General features: G+C 61.5%; 19 protein-coding genes. 10 read left to right on the top strand and 9 right to left on the bottom strand.

What is annotated here, in order from left to right; translation table 11 throughout:
• From KBX14_RS08765 to KBX14_RS08775, 3 genes are all read left to right on the top strand, one after another.
• The coding region (locus KBX14_RS08765) for a Rib/alpha-like domain-containing protein (protein WP_256042342.1) at positions 1–996 on the top strand (996 nt) is incomplete at its 5' end.
• 33 nt (positions 997–1,029) lie between these two features.
• Positions 1,030–1,416 carry a hypothetical protein gene (locus KBX14_RS08770; protein WP_070975459.1) on the top strand — a complete coding sequence of 129 codons (387 nt, stop codon included), beginning with the start codon at positions 1,030–1,032 and terminating at the stop codon, positions 1,414–1,416.
• A 158-nt stretch (positions 1,417–1,574) separates the two neighbouring features.
• Positions 1,575–2,024, top strand: a complete 450-nt coding sequence (locus KBX14_RS08775) for a hypothetical protein (RefSeq protein ID WP_070363374.1) — start codon at positions 1,575–1,577, stop codon at positions 2,022–2,024.
• On the opposite strand, the gene gyrB is transcribed toward KBX14_RS08775, so the two are convergent.
• The 5 genes from gyrB to dnaA form a co-directional block, all read right to left on the bottom strand.
• Entirely contained in the window at positions 2,021–4,060 is a 2,040-nt protein-coding gene (gene gyrB, locus KBX14_RS08780) for a DNA topoisomerase (ATP-hydrolyzing) subunit B (RefSeq protein ID WP_256042343.1), read from the bottom strand. The genes KBX14_RS08775 and gyrB overlap by 4 nt on opposite strands.
• A gap of 77 nt (positions 4,061–4,137) precedes the next feature.
• Complete coding sequence (locus KBX14_RS08785) at positions 4,138–4,737, bottom strand: DciA family protein (RefSeq protein ID WP_256042344.1); 600 nt, start codon at positions 4,735–4,737, stop codon at positions 4,138–4,140.
• Positions 4,724–5,902, bottom strand: a complete 1,179-nt coding sequence (gene recF / locus KBX14_RS08790; protein ID WP_256042345.1) for a DNA replication/repair protein RecF — start codon at positions 5,900–5,902, stop codon at positions 4,724–4,726. The genes KBX14_RS08785 and recF overlap by 14 nt, the downstream gene beginning before the upstream one ends.
• Positions 5,903–5,911: 9 nt before the next feature.
• Positions 5,912–7,117, bottom strand: a complete 1,206-nt coding sequence (dnaN, locus tag KBX14_RS08795) for a DNA polymerase III subunit beta (protein ID WP_177224269.1) — start codon at positions 7,115–7,117, stop codon at positions 5,912–5,914.
• 721 nt (positions 7,118–7,838) lie between these two features.
• Positions 7,839–9,362 (bottom strand): chromosomal replication initiator protein DnaA, encoded by a 1,524-nt coding sequence (gene dnaA / locus KBX14_RS08800; RefSeq protein ID WP_256042346.1) that lies wholly within the window; start codon positions 9,360–9,362, stop codon positions 7,839–7,841.
• A gap of 881 nt (positions 9,363–10,243) precedes the next feature.
• Here dnaA and rpmH point away from each other — a divergent pair.
• The 7 genes from rpmH (at position 10,244) to KBX14_RS08835 (ending at position 14,760) form a co-directional block, all read left to right on the top strand.
• Positions 10,244–10,381, top strand: a complete 138-nt coding sequence (gene rpmH / locus KBX14_RS08805) for a 50S ribosomal protein L34 (protein WP_070478313.1) — start codon at positions 10,244–10,246, stop codon at positions 10,379–10,381.
• A 22-nt stretch (positions 10,382–10,403) separates the two neighbouring features.
• Positions 10,404–10,775, top strand: a complete 372-nt coding sequence (rnpA, locus tag KBX14_RS08810; RefSeq protein ID WP_256005830.1) for a ribonuclease P protein component — start codon at positions 10,404–10,406, stop codon at positions 10,773–10,775.
• Positions 10,754–11,056, top strand: a complete 303-nt coding sequence (gene yidD / locus KBX14_RS08815) for a membrane protein insertion efficiency factor YidD (protein ID WP_071573183.1) — start codon at positions 10,754–10,756, stop codon at positions 11,054–11,056. The genes rnpA and yidD overlap by 22 nt, the downstream gene beginning before the upstream one ends.
• Before the next feature lie 23 nt (positions 11,057–11,079).
• The gene (yidC, locus tag KBX14_RS08820; RefSeq protein ID WP_071568056.1) at positions 11,080–12,060 is read left to right on the top strand and encodes a membrane protein insertase YidC; all 981 of its coding nucleotides are present in this window, start codon (positions 11,080–11,082) and stop codon (positions 12,058–12,060) included.
• 92 nt (positions 12,061–12,152) lie between these two features.
• Entirely contained in the window at positions 12,153–12,770 is a 618-nt protein-coding gene (gene rsmG, locus KBX14_RS08825) for a 16S rRNA (guanine(527)-N(7))-methyltransferase RsmG (RefSeq protein ID WP_256042347.1), read from the top strand.
• Between the two features lie 20 nt (positions 12,771–12,790).
• Positions 12,791–13,672 (top strand): ParA family protein, encoded by an 882-nt coding sequence (locus KBX14_RS08830; RefSeq protein ID WP_070363382.1) that lies wholly within the window; start codon positions 12,791–12,793, stop codon positions 13,670–13,672.
• Positions 13,673–13,674: 2 nt separating this feature from the next.
• Complete coding sequence (locus tag KBX14_RS08835) at positions 13,675–14,760, top strand: ParB/RepB/Spo0J family partition protein (RefSeq protein ID WP_071573180.1); 1,086 nt, start codon at positions 13,675–13,677, stop codon at positions 14,758–14,760.
• Here KBX14_RS08835 and KBX14_RS08840 read toward each other — a convergent pair whose 3' ends face one another.
• The 4 genes from KBX14_RS08840 to KBX14_RS08855 all read right to left on the bottom strand — a co-directional run bounded on the left by KBX14_RS08840 (position 14,761) and on the right by KBX14_RS08855 (position 17,929).
• A complete protein-coding gene (locus tag KBX14_RS08840; RefSeq protein ID WP_284804844.1) occupies positions 14,761–15,942 on the bottom strand; it encodes an N-acetylmuramoyl-L-alanine amidase in 1,182 nt (393 codons plus the stop codon). It abuts the gene before it with no gap.
• A 51-nt stretch (positions 15,943–15,993) separates the two neighbouring features.
• Complete coding sequence (gene trxA / locus KBX14_RS08845) at positions 15,994–16,317, bottom strand: thioredoxin (RefSeq protein ID WP_070478319.1); 324 nt, start codon at positions 16,315–16,317, stop codon at positions 15,994–15,996.
• Positions 16,318–16,347: 30 nt separating this feature from the next.
• On the bottom strand, positions 16,348–17,298 hold the full coding sequence (gene trxB / locus KBX14_RS08850; RefSeq protein ID WP_256042348.1) for a thioredoxin-disulfide reductase: 951 nt from the start codon (positions 17,296–17,298) through the stop codon (positions 16,348–16,350).
• A 79-nt stretch (positions 17,299–17,377) separates the two neighbouring features.
• Entirely contained in the window at positions 17,378–17,929 is a 552-nt protein-coding gene (locus tag KBX14_RS08855) for a sigma-70 family RNA polymerase sigma factor (protein ID WP_256042349.1), read from the bottom strand.
• Positions 17,930–17,959 lie beyond the last annotated feature (30 nt).

Consider the following 17,959-nt stretch of genomic DNA (forward strand, 5'->3'; position numbering starts at 1 on the left):
AAGGCGACGACTTCCGCAGCGGAACCGTCCGCCCCGCGGACAAGCGAACCGACAAGCGAGGAGCCAACGACTTCCGCCCCGCGGACAAGCGAAGAGGCGTCGACAAGTGAGACGACTCCAACGACCTCGACGAAGCCTTCGAGGCCGCAGAATGAGACGACCAAGATTGAGTACGCGCGCACGCCGGTGCACGCGGGTGACTCGGTGACGCTGAAGCCGAAGGGCGAATTCCCGGCGGGCACGAAGTTCAACGGGCCGAGCGGGTCGCAGCAAGGATGGTCCGCCACCACGAACAGTCAGACTGGTGAGATTCGAATTACTGCACCAGCGGACGCGACGGTTGGTACCACTGTGAGCTTCCCTGTCACCGTGGTCTTCCCAGACAAGTCAAGGCAGATTCACGAAGTCACCGTCTACGTAGAGCGCACCACCACGGCGCCGTCCACCAGCGAGCAGCCAACGAGCGCCGCACCGACCGGCACCGCGCCAACGAACACTACGACGCCAGCAAAGCCGAAGGAGTCCCAGGCGGACAAGACCGACGTCGACTTTGAAAACCAGAAGGTGAACGCTGGCGGCACGATCGTGCAGCGCCCGAGCGGCGACGTTCCCGCAGGCACCAAGTTCACGGGCCCGAACGGTACGTACGACGGTTGGAAGTTCGCCACCGACCCGAACACAGGTGAGGTCACGATTACGCCTCCGGCGGACGCGAAGCCTGGCGCCTCCATCGACTACACCGTCACCGCGACGTTCCCCGACTGGTCGACGAAGGACTACAAACTGAAGGCCACGGTTGCGGGCGGAGTGGACGACGATAAGGGTGGTGACACGGGCTCGAGCTCAGGCTCCAGCAGCTCCTCCTCGAACGAGGAGGGCTCGAGCACGGGTGCGACCATCGGCATCGTGATTGGCGTGCTCGCGCTGCTCGGTCTGCTGGCCGGCGCGGCGAACTATGTGCTGCAGTACGTCGACATCAACGCGCTGCTTCGCTAACACCGTTCGCGCGGGGACGATATTCTAAGCACTATGAAGAAAATGAGTGCTCTCGTCCTCGCTGGCGGGCTTGCGGCGTCGCTGATCGTCGCGCCGCAAGCCACCACCGCTCCATCGGGGTCCTCCGGATCCTCCAAACCGACGCCGGTGATCACGCCGACCGTCACCCCACCGAAGCAGCCACCGCTCGGCAGCGCATACACGGGCTCGGCGCCGGTCTCGCTGACCATCGCTGCGCTGCTCACGCTGCTGGTTGGCCAAGTCATTGTCGACGCCGTCCCCCCACTGCGCGCAGCCGTCGACGACCTCGCGCGCCAGGCAGGACTCTCGGGCGTGATGGGATCCTCGCAGGGTAACCGCATTTTCGATTTCTCCAAGATCGACCTCAACGAGCTGCAGAAGATGCTGCCCAAGGTCTAAACCCCACCCCAAATATGTAACCGCTGTGACTCATGATAAGTTTGTTCCTGTTGTGGTTACAGTGTCCTGTGTGACTGCTGTGGCGGAAGAGCCGCAACGCTCAACGTAACAATGCGACCTGCCGGGGGGCAGGTCGCATTTGTCATACAATCAACGGCATGGAAACACCACAAGGACTCAACGCACTGCTGCACAATGGGCGCCGCCCAGGAATCGTCGACGCGCTCGCCGGAGTGGTCGACCAGACCGTCGCAGACCAAAGCGGACTCACCGGCATGGCGCTGCGCTCCGCAATCGCGGGCGTAAAGAAAGTCGACGCCCGGATCCTGCACAAAGGCATCAACACCGTACTCCCCCAGCTGCTCGAGCAGCTCAACCCCCGCTGGGAAGACTACAAAAACAGCGACCACGCCGCCTTTGGCGAATACCTCGCACAACACGAAGACGACGTGGTCACAGAACTCGTCTCACTCGGCGACAACCTCCGCGACTCCATGCCAGCCGGCGTACAGAAGATCTACGCCACCTTCCGCAGCAAGGCCGCCAAAATTGTGGGGCCTGCGCTGCCGCGGATCGGAGAGGTCGTCGAAAAGCAGATGGAAAGCTAGACGTCCAGGAAGCGGACGTCCTTCGCCTTGCGGGTGATGAAGGAACGGCGAGCCGCGACATCATCACCCATCAGGATGCTAAACAGCTCATCAGCGCGCTGGGCATCCTCCACATCAACGCGACGCAGAATACGGTGATCCCGGTCAAGCGTGGTCTCCCACAGCTCGCTCGGGTTCATCTCACCCAGACCCTTGTAACGCTGGATGCCGTCATCCGTGTTGATCTTACGGCCGGCCTCCAGGCCCTCCGCGAGCAACTGGTCACGCTCCGCGTCGGAGAAGGCGTAGCCAGGCTCGCCCTTCGCCCACTTCAGCTTGTACAGCGGCGGGTTCGCCAAGTAGACGTGGCCCTCCTCGATGAGCTCCGGCATGAAGCGGAACAGCAGGGTAAGCAGCAGCGTCGCGATGTGCTGGCCGTCGACGTCAGCATCCGCCATCAGCACAATCTTGTGGTAGCGCAGCTTCGAAATATCGAACTCTTCATGAATACCAGTACCCAGCGCGGTAATGATCGCCTGGACCTCCGCGTTCTTCAACACGCGGTCCATGCGGGCCTTCTCCACGTTCAAGATCTTGCCGCGCAGCGGGAGAATCGCCTGGTACATCGAGTCGCGGCCCTGCTTCGCCGAACCACCTGCTGAGTCACCCTCAACAATGAACAGCTCGGACAGCTTCGGGTCCTTCGAACGGCAGTCCGCCAACTTACCCGGCAGACCACCCAAATCCGTCGCCGACTTACGACGCACCAAGTCACGCGCCTTGCGCGCCGCCTGACGCGCCTGCGACGACGACACAGCCTTCGAAATGATGGCCTTCGCCTCCGCCGGGTTGGCATCAAACCAATCCGACAGATTCTCGTTCACGGCGCGCTGCACGAAGCCCTTCACCTCGGTATTGCCGAGCTTCGTCTTCGTCTGGCCCTCAAACTGCGGGTCCGCCACGCGGACAGACACCACGGCCGCGAGGCCCTCACGGCAGTCATCACCAGTGAGGTTCGGCTCCTTGTCCTTCAGCAGCTTATGGTCACGCGCGTAACGGTTCATCAGCGTGGTCAACGCCGCACGGAAACCCTCCTCGTGCGTACCGCCCTCATGCGTATTAATGGTGTTCGCGAACGTGTGCACAGACTCCTTAAACGAGCTGTTCCACTGCATCGCCACCTCAGCCTCAAGGCCGTCACCCTTCTGGTCAAAGCCCACGATCGTCGGGTGGATCGCCGTCTTCGACTTATTCAGGTAGTTGACGTAATCAATCAAGCCGTCCGGGTAGTGGTACGTGACCTTCTTCTCGCGCTTCTTCGGGGCAGCAGATGTGTCACCCTCGGTGGCGTCGTCAAACGAGTCCGAGCCAACCGCAGCGGCCGTCTCACCCTCCTCCGCGATCGCCTCGAGCTCAAGCTCCTCATCAGAGACGCGCTCATCCTTCAGCGTGATGGTCAGGCCCTTGTTCAGGAACGCCATCTCCTGCAAACGACGCGCGATCGTGTCCCACTTAAACTCCGTGGTCTCAAAAATCTCCGGGTCCGGCCAAAAACGAATCGCCGTACCCGTGCCGCGGGCATTGCCGCCCTCCTCCAGAGGCTCCGGCTGCGCGTTCACAAACCGCTGATACCAGTGCTTGCCATCGCGCTTAATGTCCGCCTCAACACGCGTGGACAGCGCGTTCACCACGGAAATACCCACACCGTGCAAGCCACCCGACACCGCGTACGACTCCGAGTCGAACTTACCGCCCGCGTGCAGCTGCGTCATCACGACCTGCACCGTCGGCGCACCAGACGGGTGCATCTCCACCGGAATACCACGACCATTATCGACGACCTCTACGCCGCCATCCGCGAGCAGAGTCACATCGACGCGATCGGCATAGCCCGCCATCGCCTCATCGACCGAGTTATCCACGACCTCCCACACCAAGTGGTGCAGGCCACGCTCACCGGTCGACCCAATGTACATACCTGGGCGCTTCCGGACGGCCTCAAGGCCCTCGAGGATAGTAATCGACGACGCGTCATAATGAGGTTGTTGATCAGCCACTGGAAAAGACGCTCCTCCTGAAAAATGTCATTAACCCGTCCCATCTTACACGTAAAACAGGACACCAAACCCCACGACTACCCGTACGTGTCCCTCGGACCCCGCCCCTTCACGTGCAGCGGACCATAGCGCCAACTCTTCACCCGCGGCCCATAAATATGCAGCTTCCGGATCACATCCGGGCCCACCTTCTCCGCGATCGCGCGCAGCACCGTCGACTGCATGTACTTCAGCTGCGTCGCCCACGCCGTCGTCGTACACGTGATGAAGACCTCGCCATCCTTAATCATCTCCACCTTCGTATGCTCCGCGATCGTGGCGCCAACCAGGCCCTCCCAGTTGCCCATCACCCAGCCATACGCCATGTTCTCCGTCCAATCGCGCTTCCGGATCTCCTTGCCCAACAGCGACGAAAACGACTTCACCTTGTAACTCCGCGGCAACGCCCGGCCATCCTTGCCCGTCGGACGGCCCCGCTCCAGCCACGGCCTGCGTTCCTCCTGCTCAAAGTGCAGCCCCGGCACCGTAATATCCTTCACCGGACGGCCCTTGCCCTGACTGCGGCGCGGCACCACGCTCGTTCCCTGCTTCGACAAATCCGGCAACTTCCCGCCACGCTGCTTCGCCGTGCGCCGCAACTGATCAAAGGTGGTGCCCACCAAGTCACGCTCGCTCAATGTGGGACACCCCCTCCTCCATCCGCACGTGGTAGCGCGCCGTCACCGCCCCATCAAGGTTGCCCGGCAAGTCATCCCCGACCGCCGCCGTAATCAACACCTGCTCCGCCGACTCCGCCACATGCACCAACCGCTCACGGCGCTTCGCGTCCAACTCCGCAAACACATCATCCAGAATCAGCACCGGATCCGTGCCCTCACCAGCCAACAGGCGATACTCCGCCAAGTGCATACTCAGCGCAAAGGACCACGTCTCCCCATGCGACGCGTACCCCTTCGCCGGCTGCTGACCCAGCATCAACACCAGGTCATCCCTATGCGGACCAACCAGCGTTGAGCCGCGCTCAATCTCCTCTTTTCGACGCCTCCCCAACTCCGACAACATCGCCGCCTCCAACACCTGCGGATCCCGCGACGCCTCCCCCGTCAACTCCAACACCGCCCGATCCAACGTCGACGTGTACTCCACCGACGCCGCACGCGACTCCGGCGCCACCGACGCATAGGACTCCGTGATGTGATCGGAGAGGGCGTCGACAAGCAAAAGCCTGCCCGCCAGGACCTGCGCCCCATAGCGCGCCAACTGCGCATCCCACGCATCCAACGTACTCAACGCACCCGCGCCCGCCGCATCCCCATAACCGCGGCGCAGCGCCATATTCTGCGAACGCAACAACGCATTACGCTGGCGCAACACCTTGTCATAATCCGCCTTCACCCCACCATGACGTGGCGTACGCACCGCCGCCAACGCATCCAAAAACCGGCGACGATCCCCCGGCTCCCCATTCACCAAACGCAAATCCTCCGGCGAAAACATCACCGTCCGCAACACACCCAGCAACTCACGCGCCGACTTCAACCGCGTCCTATTAATCTGCGCCTGATTCGCCCCACTCGCCTTAATCAACACATGAGTAGTCAGCGCGCGCCCCTCATTCACCGTCGTGGCCGACACGCGCGCATCCTTCGCCCCCGAATGGATCAGCGGAGCGTCCGTGGCCACCCGGTGACTCCCGAGCATCGACGTATAGCGCACCGCCTCCACAATGTTCGTCTTCCCATGCCCATTACGGCCAGAAAACACCGTGACGCCCGGCTCCAAATCCACATGCAACTCCCGCCACGAACGGAAATCACGCAGGTCAAGCTCCGAAACGTACATCGCGGCAAACTAGCCCGGCAGGCGAACCGGCATCAACAAATACGTGAAATTCGTCTCCGGCGTCGGGAACAACCCATCATCGCCCTTCTCCGGCAACGACTCCGGCTCCGGAATCATAATCGCCGGACGCGACGACTCCGTAAACCCAAACACCGCACGATCCGTCCCAATCACCGACAAACCATCACGCAAATAACCAGCGTTAAACGCAATCAGCAGCTCATCCTCCCCCACAAACTGCGCAGGAATCGACTCCGACGCCTCACCAGAATCAGCCCCCGACGCAAACAACGTCACCTGACCCTCCGAAAAATGCAACCTCAACTGCGCATTCCGATCCGCCACCAACGACACACGGCGAATCGCCTCCAGCAACGGAGCCACCTCCACCGACGCCATCGACGTATGCGCCTTCGGCAACAACGGCTGCACATTCGGGAAATCCGCATCCAACATGCGCGTCGTCGTCTCACGATTGCCCGCATGCAAACCAAACAAGCCGTCCGCGCCCACATTATCGACGCCACCAACGGCAATCTGCACCGGCTCCTCCAACTGTGTATCCAACGTCCGAGCGTTATCCAACAACGTCTTCGCCGGCACCAACAGCTTCGCCTGCACCCCCTCACCAGCAGGCGACCACTCCAACGAACGCAACGCCAACCGGAAACGGTCCGTCGCCGTCAAGTGCAACGTCGAACCCTCCACCTCAATGTGGATACCGGTCAGCATCGGCAACGTGTCATCCTTACCCGCCGCGGCAGCCACCTGCATCACCGCGCCACTCAGGTCCTCCGAACCGATCGTGCCAGTCACCTCAGGCAACTGCGGCAACTGCGGATAATCGTCCAACGGCATCAAAGGCAGCTCGAAGTGGGCGGAGCCGCCGTCGAGAAGCAACTTTGTGTCACTCGTAGAAACCTCAACCGGCTGATTCGGCATATTCGCAACAATGTCAGACAACAACTTGCCCGCCACCGCCACGCGACCAGGCGTATCCACCTCAGCCGCAATCCGCACCCGCGACGACACCTCATAATCGAAGCCCGCGAACTCCAAACCCTCATCCGACGCCGTAATCAACACCGCGCGAAGAATCGGCTGCGTGTTCTTCGTAGGCAACATCCGAGCAACCCACGCCACCGCGTCCGACAGGTCCTCCTTGTGCACGCGGAAGGAAACGTTGGAATTCAAGTTGTCTTGGATGTCCGCCATAGTGACACGGGCTCCTTGCAGTACGTAGAGATTCTTGTAATTACGTACTCACTCTAGGCGGGGACGCGCTTTTTGTCATTCGAGTTTTCACACGCCTGGCTCATGGCTTTTCGGGGCGTTGGTCGTTTGTGCGCCGTTCTGCACAGGTCCCCTTTCTACTCTAGGAATTACAAGTAAAAACCTTGGGAACAACAATAAGTCCTGTGCAATCTGTGGAATTACACGAATTCGCCGTGGTCGGAACGCGAAAACAGGGTGTGCAATTGCCTGTGGAAGAAATGTGGATAACTCTGGGCGGTTGTGGATAGATTTTCTGTCATTTGATCTGTGCACAACTCGGGAAGGGTTGTCCACTGGGGATTCACACGTTATCCACAAGGGCTGTGGTGTGTGATGTAGGTCTCTTTGTGGTGGGAGTCACTTAGGTGTTTTGCCCCTGAATGTGAATTACAGCGGTGTAATTACACAGATGTGGATAAGTCTGTGGATGGATTTTTAGGGTGCGGGAGGAAGGAGTGCCAAATGTCGCAATCTGATATGGACTAGGTGTTCAAAGTGCCTGGCAGAAAAAGGGCTAGGCAAAAGTGGGTGCGTCTTTTGGCACTGAGAGACCAGGTAGGGGCACCAAATTCCGGGATTTGGGGAGTCGGGCTTGTGTTTCCCCAGGTCGCTGGGGGTGCGTGAGGGAATTTGGTGCGGGCGACGCCGAGAGCGACGAAAGTTAACGCAGGGTGCGGGCGCGGGCCTTAATAATCTGGGTGAGCTCCTGGATTTCGTCGTAGGTGCCGCGGTTCTCCGTCATCTCCTTGCGGATCTTGCGGTCCGCGTACATCACGGTGGTGTGGTCCTTGCCGCCGAACTCGTCGCCGATCTTGGGAAGGGAGAGTTCGGTCAGTTCGCGGCACAGGTACATCGCGATCTGGCGGGCGTGCGCCACCTGACGGGTTTTACCTGCGCCGATGAGCTGGTCCATCGTGACGTTGAAGTACTCGGCGGCGTACTCCTTGATGGTGGAGGCGTTGATGTTGATGTCGCCTTCGTCGGGGAGGATGTCGCGAAGTGCGACTTGGGCGACGTCGAGGGTGATGGGCTCGTCGATAAGGGAAGAGTAGGCCGAGACCCTGATGAGGGCGCCTTCGAGCTCGCGGATCGACGACTCGAATTGCGAGGCGATGAGCTCGAGCACCTGGTGGTCGACCTGCGTGCCGTCGGCGGCCGCCTTCTTCATAAGGATGGCGATGCGGGTCTCCAGGTCTGGTGGCTGGACGTCGGTGATCAGGCCGCCTTCGAAGCGGGTGCGGAGGCGGTCTTCGAGGGTGGTGAGCTGCTTCGGCGGGCGGTCAGACGACAGGATGATCTGCTTATTTGCCTGGTGCAGCGCGTTGAAGGTGTGGAAGAACTCCTCCTGGGTGCCTTCTTTGCCCTCGAGGAACTGGATGTCGTCGACCATCAGGATGTCGAGGTTGCGGTAGCGGCGCTTGAAGCTTTCCTGGCGGTCGTCGCGTACGGAGTTGATGTAGTCGTTCGTGAACTCCTCGGAGGAGACGTACTTGATGCGAAGGTTCGGCTGCAGGACTTGCGCGTAGTTGCCGGCGGCGTGCAGCAAGTGCGTCTTGCCGAGGCCGGAGCCACCCCAGATGAACAGGGGGTTGTAGGCGCGGGCCGGGTTCTCGGCGACGGCGACGGCGGCGCCGTTGGCGAAGCGGTTCGAGGAGCCGATGACGAAGTTCTCAAAGGTGTACTTCGGGTTGAGGCTGGTCTCGCGCTCGGGGTCGTGAGCAGGCTTTTCGCGGGGGATTCGCTTAGGGACGGTCGGGTGCGTCGGCGCCTGGTGCTGTTGCTGTTGGCGGGCGTGCATCTCGGCGAGTTCATCGAGGCCCATTGGGATTTGCTCGCCGGGGGTCATGTGGGCCGGGTCGACAGCCTCGGGGGCAGGCGGAGCTGAAGGTGCTGCCGGGGCTTCTGGCGCCTGGATCGAGACGGCGAGCGTGCAGTGTTTGCCCAGGTGGGACGCCAGCAGCGCAGTGATGTGCGGCGCGAGGGACTGCTCCACGACCGTTTTTGCGGCGGCGTGGGGGGCGGAGAGGATGGCGTAGCCGTCGACAAGCATGACTGGGCGGACGAGCTGGAGGTAGGCGCGCTCTTGTGGGGTGAGCGTCGGGACCTGTGAGCTGGGCTGCGCGGACAGCGCCAGCAGGTCAGCGACGATGGTGCGCCATAGCGTTTCGATGTCTTGCTCTGCCAACGTCCCGCTTTCCTCCTAATCCGACATGTCATTTAGTGACGTTCGTCACAACTGTGGAATTTCACGTACATTCCACCGCTGTTTCACAGATTTTGTAATTCCAAAACCTGCGTCTCACCAGTATCTTCCACAGACTTGTCCACACCTGTGGATAACTTCGGTGAGCAAGTTGTCCACAGCCTTCCCCCTCCCCTGTGGATAACTTTTCACGGAACTTTTACCGGCTGTGACCTGCTGTAATTACAAATTACGCCGCAAAGTCTCAACCTGTTGTTCACAGTTATCCACAGCGATGTGGAGAAAGAACGTGTGTAATTGTGGTGCTTTATCATTGTTACCCGGTGTGAGCTTGTAATGTCTAACAGCCCGCACGCCACAACCCTGTGGATAACTCGTTTCACGGATGTGATTCACAGGAAATCTCGAGCATTGCGTACGCGTGTTGGGAAGTAATCGCGCGTCAGGCCGGTGATAGCGCGGCCCCCGGTGTTCGAAAATATGCAACCACCTGCGCGAAAGTACACCTTTGTAATTACGGGGGTAAACGAATGGACCTGCGCCCCACCCGGCGCAAAAGACAGTGTGTCGATTTGAACAACCAGCGGTTTTTCGCGTAGTCTGGCGTAGTCTGTCACACCACGGGCGCGAAGCAACATGCCCACGGTGTGCTTGAGAGCACCATCTACGCAGTGCACCGGGCCGCCCACCCAGGGCGAGTCAGCGAAGGTGATGCATGCAGGTCAACGCGCACAACGCGCCGCGGCCGGGCAATCTCAACCTGAACATTGCAATTCCGGGACGGCTACTACCCCGGGAGGGAATGCGTCGCACACCGCGGCGGGTTCCCGCTGGCCGTCGTGACCTCTTATAAGGAGTCCACCGTGTCTAAGCGGACTTTCCAGCCAAACAACCGCCGTCGTTCACGCAAGCACGGCTTCCGTGCCCGCATGCGCACCCGCGCCGGCCGCGCAATCGTTTCCGCGCGCCGCAAGAAGGGCCGCGCAAGCCTGACGGCATAAACGCCCGAAGCGCAGCGACATCGTGTTACCCCGCCCGCACAAACTCTCCTCCTCTGCCGACTTCCGGCAGACCATGAGGAAAGGAGTGCGCGCGGGGTCTCGCACTTTAATCGTCCACGTCCGCTCCCGGGCCGACGACGCCGTTGCGCTGCACGGCGGGCCGCGTTTCGGACTGATCGTGTCCAAGCAGGTCGGTAACGCGGTGACCAGGCACGCGGTGTCTCGGAAACTGCGGCATGTGCTGCGAGGGGGCGTCGATAAGCTGGAGCTACACCACGACGTCGTGGTGAGGGCCCTGCCCGCCTCAGCCACCGCCACGAGCGCGCAACTCGCACACGACTACGACGCCGCGCTGCGCAAAGCCCTGGACAAATGGCGTACTACAACTTCCTAGGCCAACGCATCCCCGCACCACCAACCGCGGCCGCGCGGGCACTCGTGAAGGCCGTACGCTGCTACCAAAAGTACCTCTCACCCCTTAAGATGGGTGCGACGTGTCGTTTCATGCCAGTGTGCAGCGCCTACGCACTCGAAGCGGTCGCGCGACACGGTGCCATCAAAGGCACCCTGCTCAGCGTGGCCCGCGTCTGCAAATGTGGGCCCTGGCACCCCGGCGGGTTCGACCCAGTACCCGGTAGCGGTACGGACGCGTCCACAGGAACGACCACCAAGTAACCAACGAGGAGAAACACCCCAAAGTGCTGAATTTCATCTACTGGCCGATTTCTTGGGTGCTGTGGTTCTGGCACAAAGTATTCGGCTTCATCCTCTCGCCAGACTCGGCGTTGTCATGGATCCTGTCCATCGTCTTCCTCACCTTCACCCTGCGAACCCTGCTGGTCAAGCCCATGGTCAACCAAATGCGGTCCATGCGCAAGATGCAGGAAATGCAGCCGAAGATGCAGGAAATCCGCCAAAAATACAAGAACGACCAGCAGAAAATGGCGGAAGAGACGCAGAAGCTGTACAAGGAGATGGGTACCAACCCGCTCGCCTCGTGCATCGTCCCGCTGGCGCAGATGCCCGTGTTCATCGGCCTGTTCCACGTGCTGCGCTCCTTCAACCGCACCGGCACCGGCCCCAACCAGCTGGGCCTCAGCGTTGAAGAGAACCGCAACCTGGCCAACTACGCGTTCTCCCCAGAAGACGTCCGCTCCTTCCTGGACGCCGACTTCTTCGGTGTGCCACTCTCCGCGTACATGTCCATGCCAGAAGACGCCTTCGCGGCGTTCACCGGCCTGGACTTCACCCGCGCCAACATCATCATGGTGTGCCTGCCGCTCGTGCTCATCTCCGCGACGTTTACCCACCTCAACGCCCGGATGTCCATGAACCGTCAGGCCGCACGCCGCGCTGCCGGCAAGGTCAACACCCCATCCGGTGACAACGCCGCCATGATGCAACAGCAGATGCAGATGATGAACAAGATGATGCTCTGGGTCTTCCCGGTCATGATCATCGCGTCCGGCTTCCTGTGGCACATCGGCCTGCTGTTCTACATGCTGGCCAACAACGTGTGGACCTTCTTCCAGACCCGTATCGTCTTCGCCAAGATGGACGCCGAGGAAGAGGCCGAGGAGCGCGCCAAGGCGGAAGCCAAGCGCGCCTCCGCTCCCGTTGTCGGTGCACGCAAGGTGGACAAGCGCAGCAAGAAGCAGCGCAAGCAGCAAGGCAAGTAACCGGTAGCCCCCAGCCCCCAGCAAGTGTTTGCTGGGGGCGTTACTTTTACTAGAGTCGATGCCAGACTAAAAATTCAAAGGAGTACACAGCCGTGTCAGAACAGCCCACAGCAGCCGCCACCATCTTTGGCGATCGCCTGCCGCTCGCCGAGGCCTACCACGAATCGCTCGCCACCACCGCCGCCGAGCGCGGCTTCATCGGCCCCAAAGAAGTCAGCCGCCTGTGGGAACGGCACATCCTCAACTGTGCGGTGGTCTCCGAAGCACTTGACGACGCCACCACCGTCGCCGACATCGGCTCTGGTGCTGGGCTGCCCGGCATCCCACTGGCCATCGCCCGCCCCGACGTCTCGTTCACCCTCATCGAGCCGCTGCTGAAGCGCTCCACGTACCTCGCCGAGGTCAAAGACGAGTTGGGACTGGACAACGTCACCGTCGTCCGCGGCCGCGCCGAGGAACAGCCCGGCGAGCAGTTCGACGTGGTCACCTCTCGCGCGGTCGCGCCCCTGGGCAAGCTCGCCGGCTGGAGCCTTCCACTGGTGCGCCGCGGGGGCTCGATGTTGGCGCTGAAAGGCGCTAGTGTTGCAGAAGAACTAGAACGCGACGCGCGGGCGATTAAGAAAGCCGGGGGGATCAGTCCGAACATTTTCCAGGTTGGCGCCGACGTCCTCGACCAGCCGACCACCCTCATCCGAATCGTGCGGAAATAGCGGAAAGGAACACCACCAGCATGGACAACGCCACGCTGCAACGCCCCGCGCACACCCGCGTGTTCACCGTTGCGAACCAGAAGGGCGGCGTCGGCAAGACGACGACATCGGTGAATATGGCGTCGGCACTGAGCCGCCAAGGCATGCGCGTCCTCGTCATCGACCTGGACCCGCAGGGCAACGCCTCCACCGCGCTCGGCGCTGAGCACACCTCCGGCACCACCTCCAGCTACGAAGTCCTCATCGGCGAAGCAACGCCCGAGGAAGCACTGCAGGCGCACGCCAACAACGAGAACCTCTACTGCATCCCTGCCACCATCGACCTCGCCGGTGCCGAAATCGAGCTGGTGTCCATGGTGCGCCGCGAATACCGGCTGCACGACGCCATCCGACGCGGCTTCCTCGAAGAACACAACTTCGACTACGTCTTCATCGACTGCCCACCATCACTCGGGCTACTCACCATCAACGCCATGACCGCCGTCGACGAAGTCATGATCCCCATCCAGTGCGAGTACTACGCGCTTGAGGGCGTCGGCCAGCTGCTCGGCAACATCGGCATGATCCGCGAGCACCTCAACCACAACCTGCACATCTCCGCGATCGTGCTCACCATGTACGACGCCCGCACGCGCCTCGCGGCCGACGTCGCCGGCGAGGTGCGCAACCAATTCGGCGAAGTGGTGCTGCGCAACGTCATCCCGCGCTCCGTGAAAGTCTCCGAGGCGCCCGGCTACGGCCAAACCGTCATCGACTACGACCCACTCTCCAGCGGAGCGCTGGCCTACTACGACGCCGCCCGCGAACTGGCAACACGCGGCGACTACCAACCACACGCCACCACGGGGCCCATTGGCGTCAGCCCCCAGGTGGCCCAACAACTTGACGAGGGCGAGGAATAACCATGGCACAAGAGCGTAAAGGCGGCCTCGGCCGCGGACTAGCAGCACTCATCCCGCAGGCACCCGCTGCGACCGACAAAACCGGCAAGACCGGCGGCATCGGCGGCAAGGCCTCCGACGTGATCTTCGGCGCCGCGGGGGCAGCCGGGGCTTCGGGGGCTTCCGGGGCTTCCGGTGGCGGCGACAAGCTTCCGCCGCGCGGAAAGCGGCCCAAGGTCGCGGGCGCGCCCACCGTCGGCGCCACGCCAGAGAACGTTATGCAGCCCGTGCCCGTCGGCGCACGCTACCAGGAAATCGCGGTCGGGCAGATCATCCCGAACCCGAAGCAGCCCCGCCAGGTCTTCGACGAAGACGACCTCAACGAGCTGGTCCACTCCATCCGCGAGTTCGGACTGCTGCAGCCCATCGTCGTCCGCGACACGCCAGAGGGCTTCGAGCTCATCATGGGCGAGCGCCGCTGGCGCGCCGCCTCCAAAGCCGGCCTGAAGCACATCCCGGCCATCGTCCGCGAAACCTCCGACCAGGACATGCTTCGCGACGCCCTCCTGGAAAACATCCACCGCGTCCAACTCAACCCACTCGAAGAAGCCGCCGCCTACCAGCAGCTCCTCGAAGAGTTCGGCGTCACCCAGGAGCAACTCGCCGACAAACTCGGCCGCTCCCGCCCAGTGATCACCAACGCGATCCGCCTCCTGCGCCTCCCGGTGCCGGTGCAGCGCCGCGTCGCCGCCGGCGTGCTCTCCGCGGGCCACGCCCGTGCGCTGCTCGGCCTCAAGCTCGGCAGCGACGCCCTGACCTCCAACGGCCAGACCCTGCTCGCCGAACGCATCGTCTCCGAGGGCTTAAGCGTCCGCGCCACCGAAGAAGCCGTCACGCTCATGAATAACGAAGGCGGCGTCCCACAAAAGAAACGCCGCGAACCCGTCCCCCAGCCCGAATACCTCACCCGGGCCGCCGACCAACTCGCCGACGAATGGGACACCAAAGTCTCCGTCACCATGGGCAAACGGAAAGGCAAAATCGTCGTCGAATTCGGCGACCGTCAGGACTTCGAACGCATCATGGGCCTCATCCAGGGCACCGATTAACTACAGGTGCTCCTGGCGGAGCAAATCCTGGAAAGAGTAGGTGCCTGTCGGCTGGTCATCAGAATCCAGCAAGTACAGGCGCTTCACCGCCACCACAATCGCCTCCGCGATCGCGTCACGCTGCTGCGGATCCGTCACCACCTCAACATCGTGCGGATTCGTGACATAGCCAGCCACGATCTCCACCGACGGCATCCGCGTCATCCGCAGCATCTCCCACGTCCGGGCATGATTCCAGCAATTACGTAGCGACGTCCTCGCCGCAATCTCCCGCTGAATATAGCCCGACAGCGTCTCCCCCGTCATCGACGACGTCCCGTTCTCCGAACCGAAGTAGAACGTCGCCACACCATTCGCCTTCTCATTGGCATAACGGTCTAACTGCAGGGAAATCACCAAGTCTGCGTCGAAGCCGTTCGCCAGATCAGCGCGCTCCTTACACGACGGATTATCACCACGCGGGCGCGAGATGATCGTCTCCACACCAGCCGCAATCATGCGGCCCTCCACGCGCTGCGCCAAATCCCACAGGATCTCCTCCTCCGTGATCTGGCCAAAGGGGCCGTCGACAAGCGCGCCCTTATCCGCACCACCAAGATGCGGATCAATCACCACGCGCTTGCCCGCCAACTGCGGGCCAGCCGCACGCACATGCTCACGCTCACGAATCGCGTGCGCCGAACCGCCCGTAATCCTGCGGCCCAACAGACTCAACGCGTGCAACGTATCCGGGCCACACACCCCATCGTCTTCCAAGCCCGAATTCAGCTGGTAGTTCATCACAGCCTCGTGCGTGCGCGGACCGAACCGCCCATCCACACGATCCGAATAAAACCCCAGCTCATGCAGCTGCGTCTGCAACTGCCCCACGTCGTCGCCCACCAGCTCCTGATTCGGCTGGTACTGCAACACACGCGCCCCCAACGTATACGACGCCTCACGCAGCTCACGCAACGTCAAGTCATCGATAGCGCCAGTCGGCATAATCCCCCGCGACTGCTGAAATGCTTTCACGGACTCCGCCAAAGGGGCGTCGAAAAGCATCTCGTCGGGAGTGAACTGCCGCGAGTTGAAGTCCTCGATATCCCCATCGAAGTCCTCCAACATGCCCAAACGCGCAAGCGTCGCACGCGCCTCGGCCACGCGAGCACTCGAATCACCTACGCGGAGAATGTCACCCACTGGGCACCTTTCTACAAAACCAACAATGCAGTCCATCCTACGACGGACAGCCTACAGATACGACTCAACCTTCTGGACGATCTGCGCCTTCGGGAGCGCCCCCACAAACTCATCCACCTTCTGGCCATCCTTGAAGATCAACACAGTCGGAATCGACATGACCTGGAACATCATCCCCAGCTCACGCTCCTCATCCACATTCACCTTCGCGACCTTCACCTTGCCATCCAGCTCAGACGCAATCTCATCCAACGTCGGCGACAACTTCCGGCACGGAGCGCACCACTCAGCCCAAAAATCCACCAACACCGGCGTCGAAGCCTCAACGACCTCAGCCTTAAACGTATTCTTCGTCACATCAACAGGTGCACTCATCGTTCCTCCTTGAACACAGTTCTTTCTATTCTAAAGCGCCGCAAGGAAATGCTGCGCATCCAACGCCGCCCGGCACCCCGAACCAGCTGCCGTAATCGCCTGACGATAGTGGTTATCAACCAAATCGCCACACGCAAACACGCCCGGCACGTTCGTGCGGGTCGAAGGGGCGTCGACAAGGACGTACCCGCCCTCGTCCGTGGCCACCTGGCCCTCCAGGAATGCCGAACGCGGATCGTGCCCGATCGCCACGAACAACGCCGTCGCGTCCAGCACCGACTCCTCGCCCGACTGCACGTTACGCACCTTCAGGCCGCCAACCTTGCCATCCTTTTCGACGACCTCTTCGACCACCGAATGCGTAATAAACTCAATCTTCTCATTCGCCCGGGCGCGCTCCAACATAATCTGCGACGCGCGGAAGTTCTCCGAACGGTGAATGATGGAAACCTTCGACCCAAACTTGGTCAAAAACGTCGCTTCCTCCATCGCCGAATCCCCACCACCGACAACGGCAATGTGCTGATCCTTAAAGAAGAAGCCGTCACAGGTCGCGCACGTGGACACACCGCGACCCGTCAGCTCAGCCTCACCCGGAATGCCCAGGTGACGCGGCGCCGCACCAGTAGCGAGAATGACCGCGCGGGCCTGGTAGACGTCATCCCCCACGAACACCTTCTTCACGTCACCGCTGAGATCAACCTTGTCCACCAGCTCCGACTCCAGGCGCGCGCCGAACTTCTCCGCCTGCTCGCGCATCTGCATCATCAGATCCGGGCCCATCACCCCATCCTTGAAGCCCGGGAAATTCTCCACCTCAGTGGTGTTCATCAGCTCGCCGCCGTACTCGTAACCCTCAAACACCAGCGGGTTCAGCTCCGCACGCGCCGCGTACAGCGCTGCCGTGTACCCCGCCGGGCCCGAGCCGACAATAATAACGTCATGGATTTGTTCTGTTTGTTCGCTGGCCTCGTTGGTCATGGAAACTCCTCGTAGATTTGCTCTGTCAGGGGTGTAAACGTAGCCAGTCTACTGTTTGTTCCAGACGTGTGCTTTTGGCCTAGCAGGCACCTTCCATGTGCTCGAGCATCATGGCGCGAGCGCGGGCCCGGCGGGACTTCATGGTGCCGGGCTGGACGCCGCAGGTGTCTGCGGCGGACTGGAGGGACATGCCCATGATGTCGATGAGGAAGACAGCCTCCCGGTGCGCCTCCGGTACGACGCGCAGCGCGTCCTTGACGGCGATGAGGCGGTCGAGGTGAGCGGTCGGGTCGTGGGCCAGGCGGGGATCCTTGTCCTGGGAGAGCTCATCGTGGTCGTCGAGGGACACGGTGTACTCGGACTTGCGGCGGCGCTGGTGGTCCAAGCTTGCGTTGGCGACCAGCCGGTACAGCCAGGTAGACACCTTCGACTCGAAGCGGAAGCCATAAAGGTGGCGGGACGCCTTGAGCAGGGCGTCCTGGACGATGTCTTCGGCGTCGCACTCATTGCGTGAGTAGCGAAGGGCGACGCCGAGCATGTTGCGTTCGTGGCGCCGGACGATGAGGTTGAAGGCGTGGATGTCGCCTGCGATGTATTCGTGGACGAGTTGGTGGTCCGTTTTTCTGCGCATGATGCACCCTCCCATTGCTGATGCATCCAG

This window comes from Corynebacterium sp. CCUG 61414, assembly GCF_024453945.1.
GTDB lineage: Bacteria > Actinomycetota > Actinomycetes > Mycobacteriales > Mycobacteriaceae > Corynebacterium > Corynebacterium pseudogenitalium.